This is a genomic window from Isoptericola sp. NPDC058082, from assembly GCF_042885055.1.
Taxonomy (GTDB): domain Bacteria; phylum Actinomycetota; class Actinomycetes; order Actinomycetales; family Cellulomonadaceae; genus Isoptericola.
This window is the reverse complement of sequence record NZ_JBHVSQ010000007.1, coordinates 40,559-57,661: the sequence shown is the minus strand read 5'-3', so window position 1 is coordinate 57,661 and position 17,103 is coordinate 40,559. Positions and strand designations below refer to the sequence as shown.

General features: G+C 75.1%; 16 protein-coding genes. 6 read left to right on the top strand and 10 right to left on the bottom strand.

Features of this window, described 5'->3' with window-relative positions:
- Positions 1 to 5: 5 nt before the first annotated feature.
- Positions 6 to 590: a hypothetical protein gene (locus ACFVS0_RS11510; RefSeq protein ID WP_430551559.1), complete on the bottom strand. Its 585-nt coding sequence runs from the start codon at positions 588 to 590 to the stop codon at positions 6 to 8.
- A 237-nt stretch (positions 591 to 827) separates the two neighbouring features.
- Here ACFVS0_RS11510 and ACFVS0_RS11505 point away from each other — a divergent pair, with 237 nt between their 5' ends.
- Complete coding sequence (locus ACFVS0_RS11505) at positions 828 to 2,567, top strand: pyruvate dehydrogenase (RefSeq protein WP_430551558.1); 1,740 nt, start codon at positions 828 to 830, stop codon at positions 2,565 to 2,567.
- Here the strand turns inward: ACFVS0_RS11505 and hisC are convergent, their stop codons facing one another.
- Positions 2,568 to 3,656: a histidinol-phosphate transaminase gene (gene hisC, locus ACFVS0_RS11500; RefSeq protein WP_430588040.1), complete on the bottom strand. Its 1,089-nt coding sequence runs from the start codon at positions 3,654 to 3,656 to the stop codon at positions 2,568 to 2,570.
- A gap of 21 nt (positions 3,657 to 3,677) precedes the next feature.
- The gene (locus tag ACFVS0_RS11495; protein WP_430588039.1) at positions 3,678 to 4,634 is read right to left on the bottom strand and encodes a RimK family alpha-L-glutamate ligase; all 957 of its coding nucleotides are present in this window, start codon (positions 4,632 to 4,634) and stop codon (positions 3,678 to 3,680) included.
- Between the two features lie 107 nt (positions 4,635 to 4,741).
- Here ACFVS0_RS11495 and ACFVS0_RS11490 point away from each other — a divergent pair, with 107 nt between their 5' ends.
- Complete coding sequence (locus ACFVS0_RS11490; protein ID WP_429765549.1) at positions 4,742 to 5,140, top strand: phage holin family protein; 399 nt, start codon at positions 4,742 to 4,744, stop codon at positions 5,138 to 5,140.
- A gap of 26 nt (positions 5,141 to 5,166) precedes the next feature.
- On the opposite strand, the gene ACFVS0_RS11485 is transcribed toward ACFVS0_RS11490, so the two are convergent.
- The 3 genes from ACFVS0_RS11485 to ACFVS0_RS11475 form a co-directional block, all read right to left on the bottom strand.
- Entirely contained in the window at positions 5,167 to 6,897 is a 1,731-nt protein-coding gene (locus ACFVS0_RS11485) for a hypothetical protein (protein ID WP_430588038.1), read from the bottom strand.
- Positions 6,894 to 7,133, bottom strand: coding sequence for a hypothetical protein (locus ACFVS0_RS11480; RefSeq protein ID WP_430563462.1), 240 nt, complete (start codon positions 7,131 to 7,133; stop codon positions 6,894 to 6,896). Before ACFVS0_RS11480 ends, ACFVS0_RS11485 begins: the two co-directional genes overlap by 4 nt.
- A gap of 162 nt (positions 7,134 to 7,295) precedes the next feature.
- On the bottom strand, positions 7,296 to 8,225 hold the full coding sequence (locus tag ACFVS0_RS11475; RefSeq protein ID WP_430588037.1) for a sigma-70 family RNA polymerase sigma factor: 930 nt from the start codon (positions 8,223 to 8,225) through the stop codon (positions 7,296 to 7,298).
- 105 nt (positions 8,226 to 8,330) lie between these two features.
- Between ACFVS0_RS11475 and ACFVS0_RS11470 the strand changes: the two genes are divergently transcribed.
- From ACFVS0_RS11470 to ACFVS0_RS11460, 3 genes are all read left to right on the top strand, one after another.
- The gene (locus ACFVS0_RS11470) at positions 8,331 to 9,695 is read left to right on the top strand and encodes an FAD-binding oxidoreductase (RefSeq protein WP_430588036.1); all 1,365 of its coding nucleotides are present in this window, start codon (positions 8,331 to 8,333) and stop codon (positions 9,693 to 9,695) included.
- A gap of 95 nt (positions 9,696 to 9,790) precedes the next feature.
- Positions 9,791 to 11,296: an adenylosuccinate lyase gene (gene purB / locus ACFVS0_RS11465; RefSeq protein ID WP_430588035.1), complete on the top strand. Its 1,506-nt coding sequence runs from the start codon at positions 9,791 to 9,793 to the stop codon at positions 11,294 to 11,296.
- A gap of 101 nt (positions 11,297 to 11,397) precedes the next feature.
- Positions 11,398 to 12,750 carry a glycoside hydrolase family 6 protein gene (locus ACFVS0_RS11460; protein WP_430588034.1) on the top strand — a complete coding sequence of 451 codons (1,353 nt, stop codon included), beginning with the start codon at positions 11,398 to 11,400 and terminating at the stop codon, positions 12,748 to 12,750.
- Between the two features lie 37 nt (positions 12,751 to 12,787).
- Here ACFVS0_RS11460 and ACFVS0_RS11455 read toward each other — a convergent pair whose 3' ends face one another.
- The 3 genes from ACFVS0_RS11455 to ACFVS0_RS11445 all read right to left on the bottom strand — a co-directional run bounded on the left by ACFVS0_RS11455 (position 12,788) and on the right by ACFVS0_RS11445 (position 15,232).
- On the bottom strand, positions 12,788 to 13,858 hold the full coding sequence (locus ACFVS0_RS11455) for a hypothetical protein (RefSeq protein WP_430588033.1): 1,071 nt from the start codon (positions 13,856 to 13,858) through the stop codon (positions 12,788 to 12,790).
- Complete coding sequence (locus ACFVS0_RS11450; protein ID WP_430551547.1) at positions 13,855 to 14,241, bottom strand: PadR family transcriptional regulator; 387 nt, start codon at positions 14,239 to 14,241, stop codon at positions 13,855 to 13,857. Before ACFVS0_RS11450 ends, ACFVS0_RS11455 begins: the two co-directional genes overlap by 4 nt.
- Positions 14,242 to 14,362: 121 nt before the next feature.
- Complete coding sequence (locus ACFVS0_RS11445; RefSeq protein WP_430551546.1) at positions 14,363 to 15,232, bottom strand: helix-turn-helix transcriptional regulator; 870 nt, start codon at positions 15,230 to 15,232, stop codon at positions 14,363 to 14,365.
- A 113-nt stretch (positions 15,233 to 15,345) separates the two neighbouring features.
- Here ACFVS0_RS11445 and ACFVS0_RS11440 point away from each other — a divergent pair, with 113 nt between their 5' ends.
- Positions 15,346 to 16,119, top strand: a complete 774-nt coding sequence (locus tag ACFVS0_RS11440) for an SDR family oxidoreductase (protein ID WP_430588032.1) — start codon at positions 15,346 to 15,348, stop codon at positions 16,117 to 16,119.
- Between the two features lie 9 nt (positions 16,120 to 16,128).
- On the opposite strand, the gene ACFVS0_RS11435 is transcribed toward ACFVS0_RS11440, so the two are convergent.
- Entirely contained in the window at positions 16,129 to 17,091 is a 963-nt protein-coding gene (locus ACFVS0_RS11435) for a peptidoglycan DD-metalloendopeptidase family protein (protein WP_430551544.1), read from the bottom strand.
- Positions 17,092 to 17,103 lie beyond the last annotated feature (12 nt).

The window sequence follows — 17,103 nt, the reverse complement described above, 5'->3', positions numbered from 1 at the left end:
CTCGCTCAGGAGGGCTCGGGGGAGATCCGGTCCTGCAGGTCGAACAGCTCGTCGGCCGCGGTCGACGCCTCGGGGTCGGTGTCGACGTCGTACGCGGCGCTGGTGCGCCAGGCGAGGTCGTGCACGCGGGGCTCCTGCGCGGCGTCCGCGGCGACGATCGTGCGGACCGCCTCGACGGTCCCCTGCTGCGGGATGCGGACCAGGGAGCGCTCGGCGATCGCGGCGTCGCGCGCCGCGTCGTCGGCACCCTCGACCCGTGCCTGCCGGCGGGCCACGGAGGCGAGGACGCCGCCGGTGATCGGCCCGAGGACGGCGGCAAGGAGCACGGAGTAGAGCAGCGTCCGGGTCACGGTCAGGTCGGACGCCACGGTGAGCACGGCGAAGGCGAGCACGGCGACGAGCACGTACCAGACGTAGCCCAGTCGGGAGACCGCCCGGTACCAGCCCGGCTGGGGTGGGGCGGTCATGACGGCCGAGACGCCGTCGAGTCGTCCGAGGGCCTCGCGGATCGCGGCGGGGTCGCCGTCGGGGCTGGTGAGGAACGTCAATCCCGACCGCTCACCGGTGACCAGCCACGCGATCTCTGCCATCGGGCCACTCCTCCGTCTCGGGATGCCGCCGTGTCCGCGACAACGGCGCGCGGCGAGGCGGCCGACGGCAGCCCGCCAGGAACCTAGCAGAGCGGGTCGTTCCCCGGACGCGGGCAGGCAGGGGGACGACGCGCGCTCCAGGGACGGTGTGCCACCTCACGCCCCGACGTCCTGCGGAAACACGGCGTCGGAGGCAGGATCGAGACGGACCAGCCGCCGTCATCAGGAGGTCTCGTCATGGCCCGCACCGTCGCCGAACACCTCGTCGACCAGCTCGTCGCCGCCGGCGTGAAGCGCATCTACGGGATCGTCGGGGACTCCCTGAACCCCGTGGTCGACGCCGTCCGCCGCACCGACGGCATCGACTGGGTGCACGTGCGCCACGAGGAGGCGGCGGCGTTCGCGGCCGCCGCCGACGCCGAGGTGACGGGCGAGCTCGCCGTCTGCGCCGGGTCGTGCGGGCCGGGCAACCTGCACCTCATCAACGGCCTCTACGACGCCAACCGGTCGCGGCTGCCCGTGCTCGCCATCGCGTCGCACATCCCGAGCGCGCAGATCGGCACGCAGTTCTTCCAGGAGACGCACCCGGACCGCATCTTCAACGAGGCGTCCGTGTTCTCCGAGCTGATCTCGTCGCCGGCCCAGCTGCCGCGGGTCACACGGTCGGCCATCCAGCACGCGCTCGCCGCCCCGGGCGTCGCCGTGCTCACCCTGCCGGGCGACGTCGCCGACGAGCGCGTGCCCGACGACGACGCCCCGATCCTCGTGCCCGGCGCGTGCCCCGCGCGCGTCGTGCCGAACGACGGCGACGTCGAGGCCCTCGCCGACGCCATCAACCAGGCCAAGAAGGTCACGCTGTTCGTCGGCGCCGGGGCGCGCGACGCCCGCGACGCCGTCCTGGAGCTCGCCGACCTGGCGGCCGCGCCGGTCGGCCACTCGCTGCGCGGCAAGGAGATCATCCAGTACGAGAACCCCCACGACGTCGGCATGTCCGGCCTGCTCGGCTACGGCTCCTGCCACGAGGCGATGCACTCGGCCGACCTGCTGGTCCTGGTGGGTACCGACTTCCCGTACGACTCGTTCCTGCCCGCCGACGTGCGCACCGCGCAGATCGACGTCGACGCCTCCCACCTCGGCCGCCGCACCCGCCTCGACCTGCCCGTGCACGGCGACGTCGGCGAGGCCCTGAAGCTGCTCAACCCGCTGATCAAGCGCAAGAAGGACCGCAAGTTCCTGCGCTCCATGGTCGACAAGCACGCCGGGATCATGACCAAGGTCGTCGGCGCGTACACCCGCAACGTGGAGAAGCACACGCCCATCCACCCCGAGTACGCGGCCGTGCAGCTCGACGAGACGGCGGCCGACGACGCCGTGTTCACCGTCGACACCGGCATGAACAACGTCTGGGCGGCGCGGTACCTCACGCCCAACGGGAAGCGGCGCGTCATCGGGTCGTTCATCCACGGGTCGATGGCGAACGCCCTGCCGCACGCCATCGGCGCCGCGTTCGCGGAGCCCGGCCGGCAGGTCGTGGCCCTCGCCGGCGACGGCGGGCTGTCGATGCTGCTGGGCGAGCTCATCACGGTCCGCACCTACGACCTGCCGGTGAAGGTCGTCGTCTTCAACAACGCGACGCTCGGCATGGTGAAGCTCGAGATGCTGGTCGAGGGACTGCCCTCGTACGGCACCGACTCCCCGCCCGTGGACTACCGCAACATCGGCCTCGCCGTCGGCATCCCGTCCGTCCGCGTGGAGCGCCCCAAGGACCTGCGCCGCGCCCTCGCCGACGGCCTCGACCGCAAGGGCCCGGCGCTCATCGAGGTCGTCACCGACCCCAACGCCCTGTCCATCCCACCGTCCATCACGTCCGGCCAGATCCGCGGCTTCGCCACCGCGATGACGAAGCAGATCTTCGGCGGCGGCATGGGCGAGGTCATGTCCATGGCCCGCTCGAACCTGCGGAACCTGCCCCGCTAGCTAGTCGCGCCAGGTCGCGGCGACGGCGAGGAAGGCGTCGTTCGCCTCGACCTCGCCGATGCTGACCCGCAGGCCGTCGCCGGCGAACGGGCGCACGAGGACGCCGGCGGCGGTGGCCTCGGCGGCGCGGGCCAGGGTCTCCTCGCCGAGGGGGAACCATACGAAGTTGGCGTGCGTCTCGGGCAGGTCCCAGCCCTGCGCGCGCAGGGCGGCGGTGACACGGTCACGCTCGGCGACCAGCGCGTCCACCCGCTCGCGCAGCTCGTCCTGGGCCACGGGCTCGAGGGACGCCAGGGCCGCGCGCTGGGCGACGTGGTTGACCCCGAACGGCGTGGAGACGGCGCGGATCCCTGCGGCGAGGCGCGGCTCCGCGACGGCGTACCCGACGCGCAGGCCCGCCAGCCCGTACGCCTTCGACAGCGTGCGCAGCAGCACGACGTTCGGGTGCCGGCGCAGCAGGTCGACGCCGTCGGGCGCCTGCGGGTCGCGCACGAACTCCAGGTACGCCTCGTCGACGATCACCAGCACGTCGCGCGGGACGGCGGCGAGGAACTCCTCCAGCTCGTCGGCGTGCACCGCCGGCCCGGTCGGGTTGTTCGGCGTGCAGACCATGACCACCCGCGTGCGAGGCGTGACGGCGGCGGCCATGGCCGGCAGGTCGAGGCGGCCGTCCGCGCGCACCGGCACCGTCACGGCGGCGCCGCCCGCGACGGCGACGACGATCGGGTAGGCCTCGAACGACCGCCACGGGAACACGACCTCGTCGCCGTGCTCGACGACGGCCTGCAGCACGTGCCCGAGCACGGCCACCGAGCCGTTGCCCACGACGACCTGGTCGGCCGGGACGCCGACGTGCGTGGCGAGCGCCTCGACCAGCTCCGTGGCGTACATGTCGGGGTAGCGGTTAGTCTCCTCCGCCGCGCGCGTGATCGCCTCGAGGACGGACGGCAGGGGCGGGTACGGGTTCTCGTTCGACGACAGCTTCCACAGCTTCGCGCCCTCGGCGGGCCGCGCGCCCGGCACGTAGGCGGGCAGCGCGGCGACGGCGGCGCGCAGGGGGACGGTCGACGAGTCAGCGGGGGTGGTCACAGCGTTCAAGGATGCCACCGCTCAGCGCGCGCCCGACGCACCCGCCGTCACCGGCTCGCGGACCAGGCCGGCGAAGAACCGGGCGATCGCGTCCGCGGCCGGCACCTCGACGGCCCCCTCGACGTCCGGGCTGTAGTTGGTGTTCGTGTTGATGTCGTACGGCACGGTGCGGCCGTCGACCGTCTCGAAGAACTCGACCCCGGCGATCTCGATCCCCTGCTCGGCGAGCAGCCGCTCGAGCCGCGCGACGAGCGGGTGCTCGGCCGTGATCTCGGGCCGCAGGGCGAAGAGCGGCGGCGGGGCGACGCCGTCGGCGCCCGGCAGCGCGCACGCCTCGGCGGGGCACAGCTCGAACCCGGTCGAGGTGTCCACGCGGACGGCGTAGTGGAACCGGCCGCCGACGAACTCCGCCCGCGTGACGAACGGCTCCGGCGCGACGAGCAGCTCCTGCAGCAGCCACACGCCGTCGACGGGCTCGTCGAGGAGGCCCGCGTCCAGGGCGGCGGCGAACGTCTCGACGTCGTCGAACCGCTGCACCCCGAGGCCCTTGCCGCCGCGGTTGTGCTTGGTGATGAACGGCGCCCCGAACCGCTCGGCCGCCGCGCGCAGCGCGGCGCGGTCCGTGACGGCCGTCGTGCGCGGCACGTCGAGCCCGGCGGCCCGCAGCAGGGCGTACTGCCGCACCTTGCTCACCTCGAGCGCAGCGGCCCGCGTGCCGTTGACGACCCGGCGCCCGGCGGCCTCGGCGCGGGACAGCACCGCCTGCGCGGCCTCCGGCGCGTGCGGCACCCCGCGCGTGTGCGCGGACGCGCTGAGGCGCGACCAGTGCACGGCCCGGGGCGGCTCCTCGGCGAGGTCCAGGGCGACGGCGCCCAGGTGCACCGGTTCCAGCGGCACTCCGGCGCGGTCGAAGGCCCGCTCGAACGGCGGCAGCCAGTCGGGGTTGTCGTGCAGGACGAGGACGGAGGACTCGCTCACCCGGCGAGCCTACGCGCGTCGTCCGCGCGCCGGGACCCGGACGCCGAGCCTCGCGCCGCCGAGCGTCGCGCCAGCCTCGCCGGGGGATGACGTGCCACGATGGCGGCATGAACTTCATCGTCCGCACCCTCGTCACGGCCGTGGCGCTGTGGCTGAGCGACCTGATCTTCACCAACCTCGAGATCCTGCCCCCGTACGACGGCGACAACGTGCTCGAGTACATCCTGGCGGTCCTCGGCGTGGCACTGGTGTTCACCATCATCAGCAGCTTCGTGAAGCCGATCGTCAGCATCATCTCGATCCCGCTGCTCATCCTCACTCTGGGCCTCTTCTACCTGGTCATCAACGCCGGCGTGCTGTGGCTCACCACCTGGATCACGGACCAGGGGTGGTTCGGCGACTGGGGCGTCGACGTCAGCGGCGGCTTCTGGTGGTTCGTGTGGATCGCCCTCATCCTCGCCGTGCTCCAGGCGATCATCGGCGCGTTCGCGCCGAAGAAGGGCTGACGCAAGGCATCCTCAGCACGGCACGCTCAGTGCAGCATCGCCCCCGTCGGGTTCCCCGGCGGGGGCGACGTCGTCCCGAGCACGGTCGTCCCCTGGCCGGGGCCCGGGCCGGGCGCCAGGACGAGGGGCGGCTCCGGGTCCACCCGGCGCACCGCGAAGAACCTGGTGCGCGAGCGGGTGCCGTCGAGCAGCCGTTCCAGCCGGCCCGTCACCCCCGCCACCTGCACGTTCCCGGAGCGCTGCGCGGCCGACAGCGTGCGCAGGTGCGTGGGCATCGCGTGCGCGAGGGAGACGCTCCCGGCCGCCGCGACGTCGACCGGGTCGGCGGAGTCCAGCAACCGGCGCCCCACCGTGACGCGGTCCACCGTGGCCGGCCCCTCCCCGCGGGACCGGCCGTCGACGTTCTCGACCAGGCTCTCCTCGTTCTCCACGTGCAGCGCCGGCACCCCGCCGGGGATCGCGAACGTCGCCGTCGGCGACCCGGCGGTCACCACCCCGCCCACCGGGTGCCTCGCGCGGAACCCCGGTGACGCCGCGAGCGCCGCCGCGGAGATCCCGCCGAGGCTGTGCCCCACCAGCACGACAGGCTCGTCCGGAGCCGCGCCCGCCGCGTCGAGGGCCTGCTCCACGGCCACGGACACGTCCGCCGTCTCGTGGGCCATGAGGCTCAGGTCGGTCGCCGCGTCGAACGGGTTCGAGGACGACAGGAACCGCTGCGTGCCGGGGATGAGCACGGTCCACGACGTCGTGCCGTCGCCGTGCACGACCTCCTCCACCGCGAGCGTCCCGGCGGGGACACCGGCCGCGGGCCGGTCGACGAGGCCGCTGCCCTGGGGGTAGAGGTCCGCGGTGCGGGCGAGCGCCTCCGCGACGGAGCCCGCCGGCCGGTCGGCCCACCGGGGCCGCGGGCCGGCGAGGTCGGTGTCGGTCAGGGCGACCACCTGCGGCACGGAGTCCGGCAGCAGCGCGGCCACCACGTCGGACAGCGAGGCCGCGCCGCGCGTCACGGGGTCCAGCGCGGCGGCCGGGCCCTCCTCGATCCCCCGCCGCAGGTCCTGCCAGGTCAGCGGCCGGGTGGCGCTCAGCCCCGCCGCGAGCCCCGCGACCGCCTCGTCGGAGAGCGGCGCGACGGCCCGCCAGACGTCCGAGGGGCGCCCGCCGGCGTCCGCCGTCACGGGAGCCGTCGGCGGATCGGGGGGCCGGGCCGCCGTCGGCGCGGCCACGGCCGGAGCCGGGGAGCCGTCGCGCGCAGCCGCACCGTCCAGGGCGTCCGCCACGGACGCTACGGCGAGCACCGGCCTCGCCCCGAGCCCGAGCACGACCCCCGCCGCACCCGCCAGCAGCGTGACCGCACCGTCGGTGACACGCTGCGCCAGGCTCTCCGCCTCCCGGTACAGGCCGGCCGCGATGCGCAGCCGGCGGGCGCACCGCTCCGCCGTCGATCCCCGCCCGCGCAGCCGGGCGCCCGCCTCGTCCAGCCGGGCCGCCGCCGTCTCCCGGCGCGCGGCAGCCGCGACGTCGTCCTCCGGGACGCCGGGCAGCGCCAGGGCCGGTCGTGACCACGTGTCGGGGGCCCACACCGCGCCCCGCAGGGCCCCGGCGGCGCCGAGGCACCGGTGGGAGGCCTGCAGCAGCCGGTCCGCCGCGGCGTCGAGCAGCACGGCAGCGCCGTGCACGGCCTCCGCGTCGACCCGGGAGACGGCCCGGCCGCCCCAGACGTCCAGGGTCTCCTCGGGCGGCAGCCCGCGCGTCGTCACCGGGCCAGCACCTCGGCCGCCTCCTCGAGGAGGCGCAGGTCGGCGTCGAGGCCGACGAGCAGGGCGGCGACGTCGTCGCGGAACCGGTCCGCCGCCGTCGACTCCCAGGCCACCGCGAGGCTGCGCCGCGCGCTGGCCGTGGCGTCGAGGACGTCGCGGTGCGCCGTGAGGACGGTGGCACGCGCGGCACCCGTGTCGGGGGCCGGGGACGAGAAGGGCGGAGCCGGTGAGGTCATGCCCGCGACGCTAGGCCGCGCCCTCGCCACGCCCGCCCGCCGCCCCCGACCCTGTGGACGACGTCGGCCTGGGGACAGGCTCCCGACCGCACGACACGTGCCGGCGCCGTCAACCGACGGTCGATGCCGACGGTCGATGCCGACGTCCGATGCCGACGTCCGCTACGACGGCAGCACCCCGACGAGCCGGTCGGCGTCGGACAGGATGTCGATGCCGACCACCCGGCCGCCGCGCACCGTGAACGCGAGCAGCGAGTAGACCGTGCCGTCGTCGAGCACCGTGACCAGCCCCGGCGACCCGGCCACGAGGGCGAGCCGCGAGAACCGCGCGGTGCCGAAGTGCAGACGGGCCTGCTCCGCCACGGCCCGCGCGCCGCGCAGCACGCGGGACAGGTCCCCCGGCCCGTAGTCGAGACGCACCACGACCTCGGGGTCGAGCAGCGCCACGAGGCGGTCGAAGTCGCCCGTCTGCGACGCCGCGAGATAGGCGGCGACGACCTCCCGCCGACGCGCGACGTCGTCCTGCGCGGGTACCGCGTCACGCACCTTGCGGCGCGCGCGGCTGGCGAGCTGGCGCGTGGCGGGGAGCGACCGGTCCAGGAGCGGCGCGATCTCCTCGAAGGGGACCGCGAACTGGTCGTGCAGCACGAACGCGACGCGCTCGGCCGGCGCCAGCGTGTCCAGCACGACCATCAGCGCGGCGCCGACCTCGTCCTGCTCGACCGCCCGCCGCTCGGGGTCCTCCGGCCCGTCGACCGGCGCCACCTGCAGGTCCGGCAGGCGCCCGTCCCACGCCGGCCCTTCCCCCGCCGATCCGTCCCACGCCGTCTCCCGGCGCGTGGCCCGCGAGCGCAGCAGGTTGAGCGCGACTCGCCCGACGATGGTGGTGAGCCAGCCGCCGAGGTTCTCCACCCCCGCGCTGCCCGCCGCGTGCGCGCGCACCCAGGCGTCCTGCACGGCGTCCTCGGCGTCCGCCGTCGAACCCAGCACGCGGTAGGCGACCGAGCGCAGGTGCGGCCGGAACGCCTCGAACTGGTCCGCCGTGAACTGGCCTGCCGCGAACTGGCCTGCCGCGAACTGATCCGTGCTCACCGGTCACACTCCTTCGTCGGGCCGTGTCAGAGAGGTGACAGCGCACGCTGCCGGTGACACCGAACCACGAGAGTGCGACACCGGCCCGACGGACCAGGAGCCCGCATGACCTCCCTGACCTCGAACGATCTGGCCTCGACCGACACCTTCTCCCACGCCCTCGCGAGCGACCTCGGGGGCCGGCTGCTCCTGCCCGGCGACGAGGGCTTCGACGCCGCCGCCACGCCCTGGAACCTCGCCGTCCGGCAGCCCGTCGCGGCCGTCGTCGAGGCGGCCGACGCCGACGACGTCGCCGCCACCGTGCGGCACGCGCGCGCCGCCGGGCTCACCGTCGCCGCGCAGTCCACGGGGCACGGCGCGTCGGGCGACGTGGCGGGCACGGTCCTGCTGCGCACCCGGGCGCTCGACGCCGTCGAGGTGGACCCGGCACGCCGCACCGCCCGCGTCGGCGCGGGGGCGTCGTGGGGCGCGGTGCAGGCCGCCGCCGCGCCGCACGGCCTCACCACCCTGCTCGGCAGCGCGCCCGGCGTCGGCGCCGTCGGCTACACCCTCGGCGGCGGGCTCGGCTGGTTCAGCCGCGCCCACGGCCTGGCGGCCGACCACGTGCGGTCGTTCGACGTCGTCTCCCCCGCGGGCGAGCAGGTCACCGTCACCGCGGCCGACGACCCCGAGCTGTTCTGGGCGCTGCGCGGCGGGGGCGGCGACCTGGCCGTCGTGACGGCGATGGAGATCGACCTGGTCGAGCTGCCCGCATTCTCGGGCGGCAAGGTCGCCTGGCCGGCCGCGCGCGCCGCCGAGCTGCTCGCGGTGTTCCGCGAGGTCACGGCCGCCGCACCGCCCGAGCTCAGCGTCTGGCTGTCCCGGGTGGAGGCGCCCGGCGCCCCGGCCGTCGTCGTCGTGCACGCCGCCCACCTCGGCGACGCGGCCGAGGCCCGGACCCTGCTCGCACCGTTCGCCGCCGTCCCCGACGTCCTCGGGCCAGGCGTCCACGCCGCGATCGGCCCGGTCGCGTTGGCCGACGTCGGCGACATCGCCGCCGACCCGACCGACCCCGCGGCGGGGAAGGGGCGCGCCGAGCTGCTGCGCGGCATCGACGACGAGGCGGTGGAGCGCCTGTTCACGACGTCGGTCGCGCCGCTGCTCATGCTCCAGCTGCGGCACCTGGGCGGCGCCCTGGCCGCGCCGGCGGACGACGCGGGCGCCCTCGGCGCGATCTCGGAGCCGTACCTGCTGTACGCGTTCGGCCTGGCGTTCGAGCCCGGCCTGGCGACCGCCGTCGGGCACCGGCTGGAGGCGCTGCCGGCCGAGCTCGCGGGGAACGCCACGATGCGCAAGCCCGCCACGTTCCTCGCCCCGGGCGAGAGCGCGGCGGCCGCGTACGACGGCGCCGCGCTCGCCCGCCTGCGCGACCTCAAGCGGTCCCGCGACCCGCTCGGCACGGTCCGCGGGAACTACCCGCTCCTCGGCTGACCACCCCGACCGCTGCGAGCACGAAGACGGCCCGGTTCGCGGACTCGGACCGGGCCGTCTTCGTGCTCACAGCACCTCGGTGGGCCCGTGGGAGAATGTGGGCCGTGACCTCCCCCGCGCCGCAGACCTCGCCGTCCGACGTCCAGACCCGCGTCAACCTCGCGGACGTCACCCCGCCGATCGCCCTCGGGCCGCTCGACGGCCGCTACCGCGGCGCCGTCGCGCCGCTGGTGGACCACCTCAGCGAGGCCGCGCTCAACCGGGCGCGCATCCACGTCGAGGTCGAGTGGCTGGTCACGCTGTGCAACGGCCCGTCGACGAACGAGGGCACGGCCCCCGGCGCCGTCGTCCCCGGCGCCCCGACGCTGACCGACGCCGAGATCGCCTACCTGCGCCGGATCCCCGCCACGTTCGGCGCGGACGAGATCGCCGAGCTCGCCGCCATCGAGCGCGAGACCGTGCACGACGTCAAGGCCGTCGAGTACTTCATCAAGCGCCGCATCGCCGCCGCGCCCGAGGCCCTCGGCGAGACCAGCCTCCCGGCCGCGAGCGAGCTGGTGCACTTCGCGTGCACGTCCGAGGACATCAACAACCTGTCGTACGCGCTCATGGTGCAGGGCGGGGTGCGCGACGTGTGGCTGCCCGCCGCGACCGCGCTGACCGACCAGCTCGCCGACATGGCGCGCGAGCACGCCGCGGTCCCGATGCTGAGCCGCACGCACGGGCAGCCGGCCACCCCGACGACGATGGGCAAGGAGCTCGCCGTCCTCGCGCACCGCCTGCGCCGCCAGCTGCGCCGCGTCGAGGGCGCCGAGTACCTGGGCAAGCTCAACGGCGCGACCGGCACCTACGGCGCGCACGTCGTCGCCGTCCCCGGCGCCGACTGGCCCGCGGTCTCGAAGGCGTTCGTCGAGCACCTGGGCCTGGTGTGGAACCCGCTGACCACGCAGATCGAGTCGCACGACTGGCAGGCGGAGGTCTACGCCGACGTCGCCCGCTTCAACCGCATCCTGCACAACCTCGCGACCGACGTGTGGACGTACATCTCGCTGGGCTTCTTCACGCAGATCCCGGTCGCGGGTGCCACGGGCTCGTCGACGATGCCGCACAAGGTCAACCCGATCCGGTTCGAGAACGCCGAGGCGAACCTCGAGATCTCGTGCTCGCTGCTCGACACCCTGTCGGCCACGCTCGTGACGTCCCGCCTGCAGCGCGACCTCACCGACTCCACCACGCAGCGCAACATCGGTCCCGCGTTCGGCCACTCGCTGCTCGCGATCGACAACGTCCGCCGCGGCCTCAAGGCGCTCAACGTCAACGCCGCGCTCATGGCCGACGACCTCGACCACAACTGGGAGGTGCTCGGCGAGCCCGTCCAGTCGGCCATGCGCGCCGCGTCCGTCGCCGGTGTCGAGGGCATGGAGAACCCGTACGAGCGGCTCAAGGAGCTCACCCGCGGCCAGCGCGTCGACGCCGCCCGGATGCGCGAGTTCGTCGCGGGCCTCGGCCTGCCCGACGACGTCGCCGCCCGCCTCGCGGACCTCACGCCCGCGTCGTACACCGGCGTCGCCGCGCGGCTGGTCGAGGACTACCTCGCCTGACGCGGCGTCCTGCGCCGTCCGAAGCGTTTAGGAGCTCCCAGGCCGCGCCGGCGCGCTCCTAGCGTGGCCCCGTCCGCACCCACGACGCGACGGAGCCTCGCATGCGCACCGAACGACGCCCTCGACCGACCTCCCGGGTCGCCGCCCTCACCGCGGCCGTGCTGGCGGGCGGCGCCGGCCTCACCGCCGGCGCCGTCACCCTCGCCACGTCCGCCGCGGGCGCGACGACGGCCTGCGAGGTGGACTACGCCGTCACGAGCTCGTGGCAGGGCGGGTTCCAGGCCGACGTCACGCTGACCAACCTGGGCGACGCCCGCTCGGGGTGGGAGGTCTCGTGGCAGCAGGCCGACGGCGACCACGTCTCCCAGGTCTGGAACGGCCGGCTCGCGCAGGACGGCGCGCAGGTGCGCGTGGCCGACGCCGGTTGGAACGGCACGCTGGCGACGGGCGCGACGGCGTCCTTCGGGCTGATCGCGACGTCGGCGGGGGCGGCGAAGGTGCCGGCGAGCTTCAGCCTCGACGGCGTCGCCTGCACGGGCGACGTCCCCACGACGGACCCCTCGGACCCGCCCACGGAGCCGACCGACCCGCCCACCGACGAGCCCGGCGGGCCCGCCGACGCGACGTTCTTCGTCGACGAGGGCACGCAGGCGTGGGACGCCTGGCAGGCGGCGTCCGGCACCGACCGCGCGCTGCTGGAGAAGATCGCCACCACGCCGCAGGCGTCCTGGGTCACCGACGCCGACCCCGCCGAGGCGAGTGCCGGCGTGGCCGACTACACGGGCCGGGCCGCCGCGGCGGGCGCGACGCCGCTGCTGGCGGTGTACGCGATCCCGGGCCGCGACTGCGGCTCGCACTCCGGCGGCGGCACGGACGAGGCCGCGTACCGCGCCTGGGTCGAGCAGGTCGCGGGCGCGATGGTCGGCGAGCCGTGGGTGGTGCTGGAGCCGGACGCCCTCCCGCAGCTCGGCGACTGCGACGGCCAGGGCGACCGCGTCGGGATGCTGGCCGACGCCGCCCGCATCCTCGACGAGGCCGGCGCCCGCGTGTACCTCGACGTCGGCCACTCGGCCTGGCTGCCCGCCGCGGAGGCGGCGTCGCGGCTCCAGCGGGTGGGGCTGGAGCACGTCGCGGGCTTCGCGCTCAACGTGTCCAACTACCGCACCACCGACGAGTCGCGCGCCTACGGCGAGGAGGTGTCCGCCCTGCTCGGCGGTGTCCCGTTCGTCGTCGACACGTCGCGCAACGGCAACGGCTCGAACGGCGAGTGGTGCAACCCGCGCGGCCGTGCCCTGGGTGAGCGGCCCGCCGTCGTCGACGACGACAGCCACCTCGACGCGCTGCTGTGGGTCAAGCTGCCCGGCGAGAGCGACGGCGCCTGCAACGGCGGCCCCGCCGCCGGCGCGTGGTGGCAGGAGATCGCCCTGGAGCTCGCCCGCAACGCGAGCTGGTAGCAGCCCCGCCCTCTCGCCGAACAGGCGGTCGACACCGTTATGGGCCTCCGACGACGCCCGTTCCGGGACCGACCGCCTGTTCGGCGTCGAGCTGGAGGCGGGCCCGCACCTCCGCGAGCTCACCGATCCGGTTCACGACCCACCGGGCCGAGCACGCCGCCCCGAGCGAGAGCGCGAGCAGACCGAGGACGTTGCCCAGGTCCACGGTGCTCGGGTCGACGGAGCCCGACCAGAAGAACTGCGACCTGCCCAGCACGATCCCGGTGAGAACCCCCGCCATCAGCGGCACGGCCTGCCGAGTCCGCGCCCAGAGCGTCGCGGCCAGGCCCAGGACCATGAGCGGCGCGACGAGGGCCTCGGTCGACCACGTCGTCGAGGCGACCGACGACCACCACGGCAGGCCGAGGTGCGCCGCGTCCGAGACCGTGGCCAGGACGTAGGCCACCACGGCGAGCGCCATGCCCGCCGCGGTGATCACGGCGAGCCGACGGTCGTGCTCGGACGCTCGGCAGCGCGCGTGCTCGACGACCACCAGGGCATGCGCGGCGAGCCCGACCGCCCATCCCGTCTCCAGGAACGCCGCGTGCGCCTGGCCGACGGCGAGGAGCGCACCGACGGTGAGGGCCGCGACCACGGCGGCCGCGGCCACGAGCGTCCGGCCTGCCCGGCCCGCACCCGTCAGCAGCGCGACGACCCCGAGGGCCCAGATCGCCCAGGCCACCACCATGGGCACGGTCGACAAGAGCGGCGGTGCCCCGTCCTGGGGGACCAGCGAGGCCGCGTGGCCGCCTGCCCTGACGGCCGGGACCGCGAGCAGCGCCGGGAGCGCGACGCACAGCAGCCCGGTCCCGGCACGCCGCTCCGGCGCCGTCGACCCCAGGGGCGCGAGCGCCCATTCCCGCGCGGCAGCGCGCAGCAGGTCGACGACGTCCCCGCGCGCGGGCCGCGACTGCCCGGGCGCGGCGGCGTCGAGCAGGTGCCCGAGCATCTCGGCGCCGTGCGCGCGCCGGTACGCGAAGGGGAACAGCCGCAGCAGCCGCCGGTAGTCGCGCACCAGCGCGGGGACGGCGGCGGTCGCCTCCGCCTTCTCGGGACGGTCGGCGCTCATGCCGGCACCTCCCCCAGCCCGCCGGCGACGGCGCGACCCGGTCGCGACGTCCGCCGCGCCGCGAGCCTGTCGAGCGCCTGGCGGGCCTGCGCCTCCGACCGGCGGGCCTCGGCGTCGAGCCGGGCGCCGCCCTCGACGGTCAGGCGGTAGTAGCGCCGCAGCCGGGAGTCGACCACCTCCTCGTGGTCCACCTCGACCAGGCCGGCGGCGACGAGCCGGTCGATCGCGCCGTAGAGGGTGCCGGCGCGCAGGGTGACACGGCCGCCGGAGCTCTCCTCGACGTCCTTGGAGATGCCGTACCCGTGGGCCGGCCCCTGCGCCAGGGCGGACAGGACGAGGAACGCGGGTTCCTGCAGCGGTCTGGGTGCGGGCTTCGATGCCATGCCGAGGACCATACTCTCGTCACAAGGGTATGCACCACGACGCGCCGGTCGCCGAACATGCGATGTCGCACCGAATACCCGTCGACTCCGTGCGCAACCGCCGTTCGGCGACGGGCCGGGGTCAGCGCGCCATGGCCTGCTGCCCGACGACGGCGAGCAGGGCGAGCTTCTCCTCCGCCTCGGAGCGCGGCGGCGCGGTGAGCACCAGCAGCGCCTGGGTCTGGTCCTCGGTGAACAGCACCTGGCAGTCCAGCTCGATCGGCCCGACCTGCGGGTGCACGAGCGTCTTGTGGTCGGCGAACCGCTGGTGCACCTCGTGCCGGTCCCACAGCTCGGCGAACTCGGCGCTGCGCGCCCGCAGCTCGCGCACCAGCTCGCCCGCGCGCGAGCGCGGCCCGAGCATCCCGTGCGCCACGCGGAGCGTGGAGACGAGCGAGCGCCCCTGCCGGTCGCGGTCGTCCTCGGGGTACAGAAGCCGCTCGGAGGGGTCGGTGAACCAGCGGTAGACGTCGCTGCGCGCCCACCCCGTCAGCGCCGACCGGTCGCCCAGCAGCGCCACGGCGAGGTCGTTGGCCACGAGCGTCTCGCCGAGCGCGGACAGCACGAGGGCGGGCGTGTCGGACAGGCGGTCGAGCACGCGCAGCAGCGCGGGCGACACGTGGGACGACATCGTCACCCGGTCCGGCGTCCCCCGACCGGCCACGCGGAACAGGTAGTCGCGCTCGTCGTCGGTGAGCCGGAGCGCCCGAGCCAGCGACGCGAGCATCTGCTCGCTCGGCTGCGGGCCGCGCTGCTGCTCCAGCCGCGTGTAGTAGTCGGCGGACATCGCCGCGAGCGCCGCGACCTCCTCCCGCCGCAGCCCCGCGGTCCGACGTCGCGCCCCGGCGGGCAGGCCGACGTCGGCGGGCTGCACCGCCTCCCGACGACGTCGCAGGAACTCGGCCAGCTCTCGACGGTCGGCGGCACGCTCGGTGCGTCCTTCATGAGCCATGCGCCCATCGTCCGCCGACGACGCCGGTCGAGCCAGGCCGTAGCCAGGGATCGCCGGTCCCCCGACGACCGCTCCTCTCCCGCCCGGGCGGCGGCCCGCGCAGGGTGGTGGCCATGGACCTCACCCGCAGCACCGTCTTCGTCCCCGGCGCGACCAGCGGCATCGGCCTCGCGCTCGCCCTCCGGCTCCAGGCCCACGGCAGCACCGTGATCGTGGGCGGCCGCCGCACCGCCCTGCTCGACGAGATCGTCGCCGCCCACCCCGGGATCGACGCCGTCCGCATCGACACCGCCGACCCGGACAGCATCGAAGCCGCACGACGCGAGGTGCTCGGGCGCCACCCCGACCTGGACGCCGTCGTCGCGATGGCCGGCATCATGCAGGCCGAGGACTGGACCTCCGAGGACTTCCTCGCCACCGCCGAGCGCACCGTGACGACCAACCTGCTCGGCCCGATCCGCCTGGCCGCCGCGTTCCTGCCGCACCTGCGCGCCCGCGCGGGCTCGGGCGCGGGCGCCGCGTTCGTCACGGTCTCCTCCGGGCTGGCGCACGTGCCGCTCGCCGTGACGCCCACCTACAACGCGACGAAGGCCGCGATCCACCGGCTGAGCGAGGGCATCCGGCTCCAGCTCGAGCCGGCGGGGGTGCGGGTGATCGAGATCGTGCCGCCCGCGGTCCGGACGGCCCTCATGCCGGGGCAGGAGGACAACCCGGTCGCCATGCCGCTGGACGCGTTCGCGGACGAGGTGGTCGAGCTCCTCGCGGCCCGGCCCGACGCCCACGAGATCCTCGTCGAGGGCGTGAAGCCCCTCCGCTTCGCGGAGACCTCGGGCGCGTACGACGCGACGGTCGCGCGGCTCAACGCCACCGACCGTCACGCCGCCTGACGCCCGCGCTCAGGGCTTCGTCGACCCGACGTACTTCGACGCGACGTAGCCCTGGTGGCCGTTGACGAAGACCTTGACCCACCCGCCGGAGGAGTCCCAGATCTTCTTGACAGCCTTGCCCTTGTTGAGCGTGTCGATCGCCTTGTAGCCGGTGCCGGGGCCCGAGCGCAGCCGCAGGCCGTCGACCTTGACGTAGCGGGTGCCCAGCGAGGTGAGCCCCGGCGAGACGTAGTTCGCGTGCATCCAGCCGGTGGTGCCGCCGTAGGTGACCTTGCGCCACACGCCCGAGCCGGCGCCGGGCTTGGCGGTGAGCCAGCGGTTGACCTTGACGGTCTTGAGCGTGCGGTAGCCGGTGCCCGGGCCCGAGCGCAGGTTGACGCTGGTGGTCGTGTAGTAGGTGCACGACTTGGGCACGACGCGCTTGTTGGCCCACGCCGCGCCCGTGCTGAGGTTCGCGCCGTGGTTCTTCATCCACGGCAGCGGGTCGGTGGTGCTGCCCGACCCCTTGTACGCGCCCTTCCAGATCTCCAGGTGCAGGTGCGGCGCGGTGGAGGTGCCAGAGCTGCCGACGTCGGCGATGCGCTGGCCGCGCTTCACGTACTTGCCGGCCTTCACGTACTTGTCGCCGTCGACGACGTGGCCGTAGACGGCGAAGACCTTGCCGCCGTCGGCGTTGGAGCGCACCACGACGACCTGGCCGAAGCCCGGCGCCGAGCCCGCCTTGATGACGGTGCCCGGCGCGACGGACTTGATCGCGGTGCCCTTCTTGGCGCTCATGTCCTGACCGAGGTGGTACGTGGACGCCGCCTTGATCGGCATGCATCTCGGCCCGTAGTAGGACGAGAGCCCGTAGCTCTTGTCAGGGAGCGGCCGGACGGCGGCCGTCGCCGCCCCCGCTCCCGCGATTCCGGTCGTGAGCGCCACGGCCGTGGCGATCCCCATGGTGACTCCGGTCGTGATGATGCGTCGCACGGTGCGCATGGT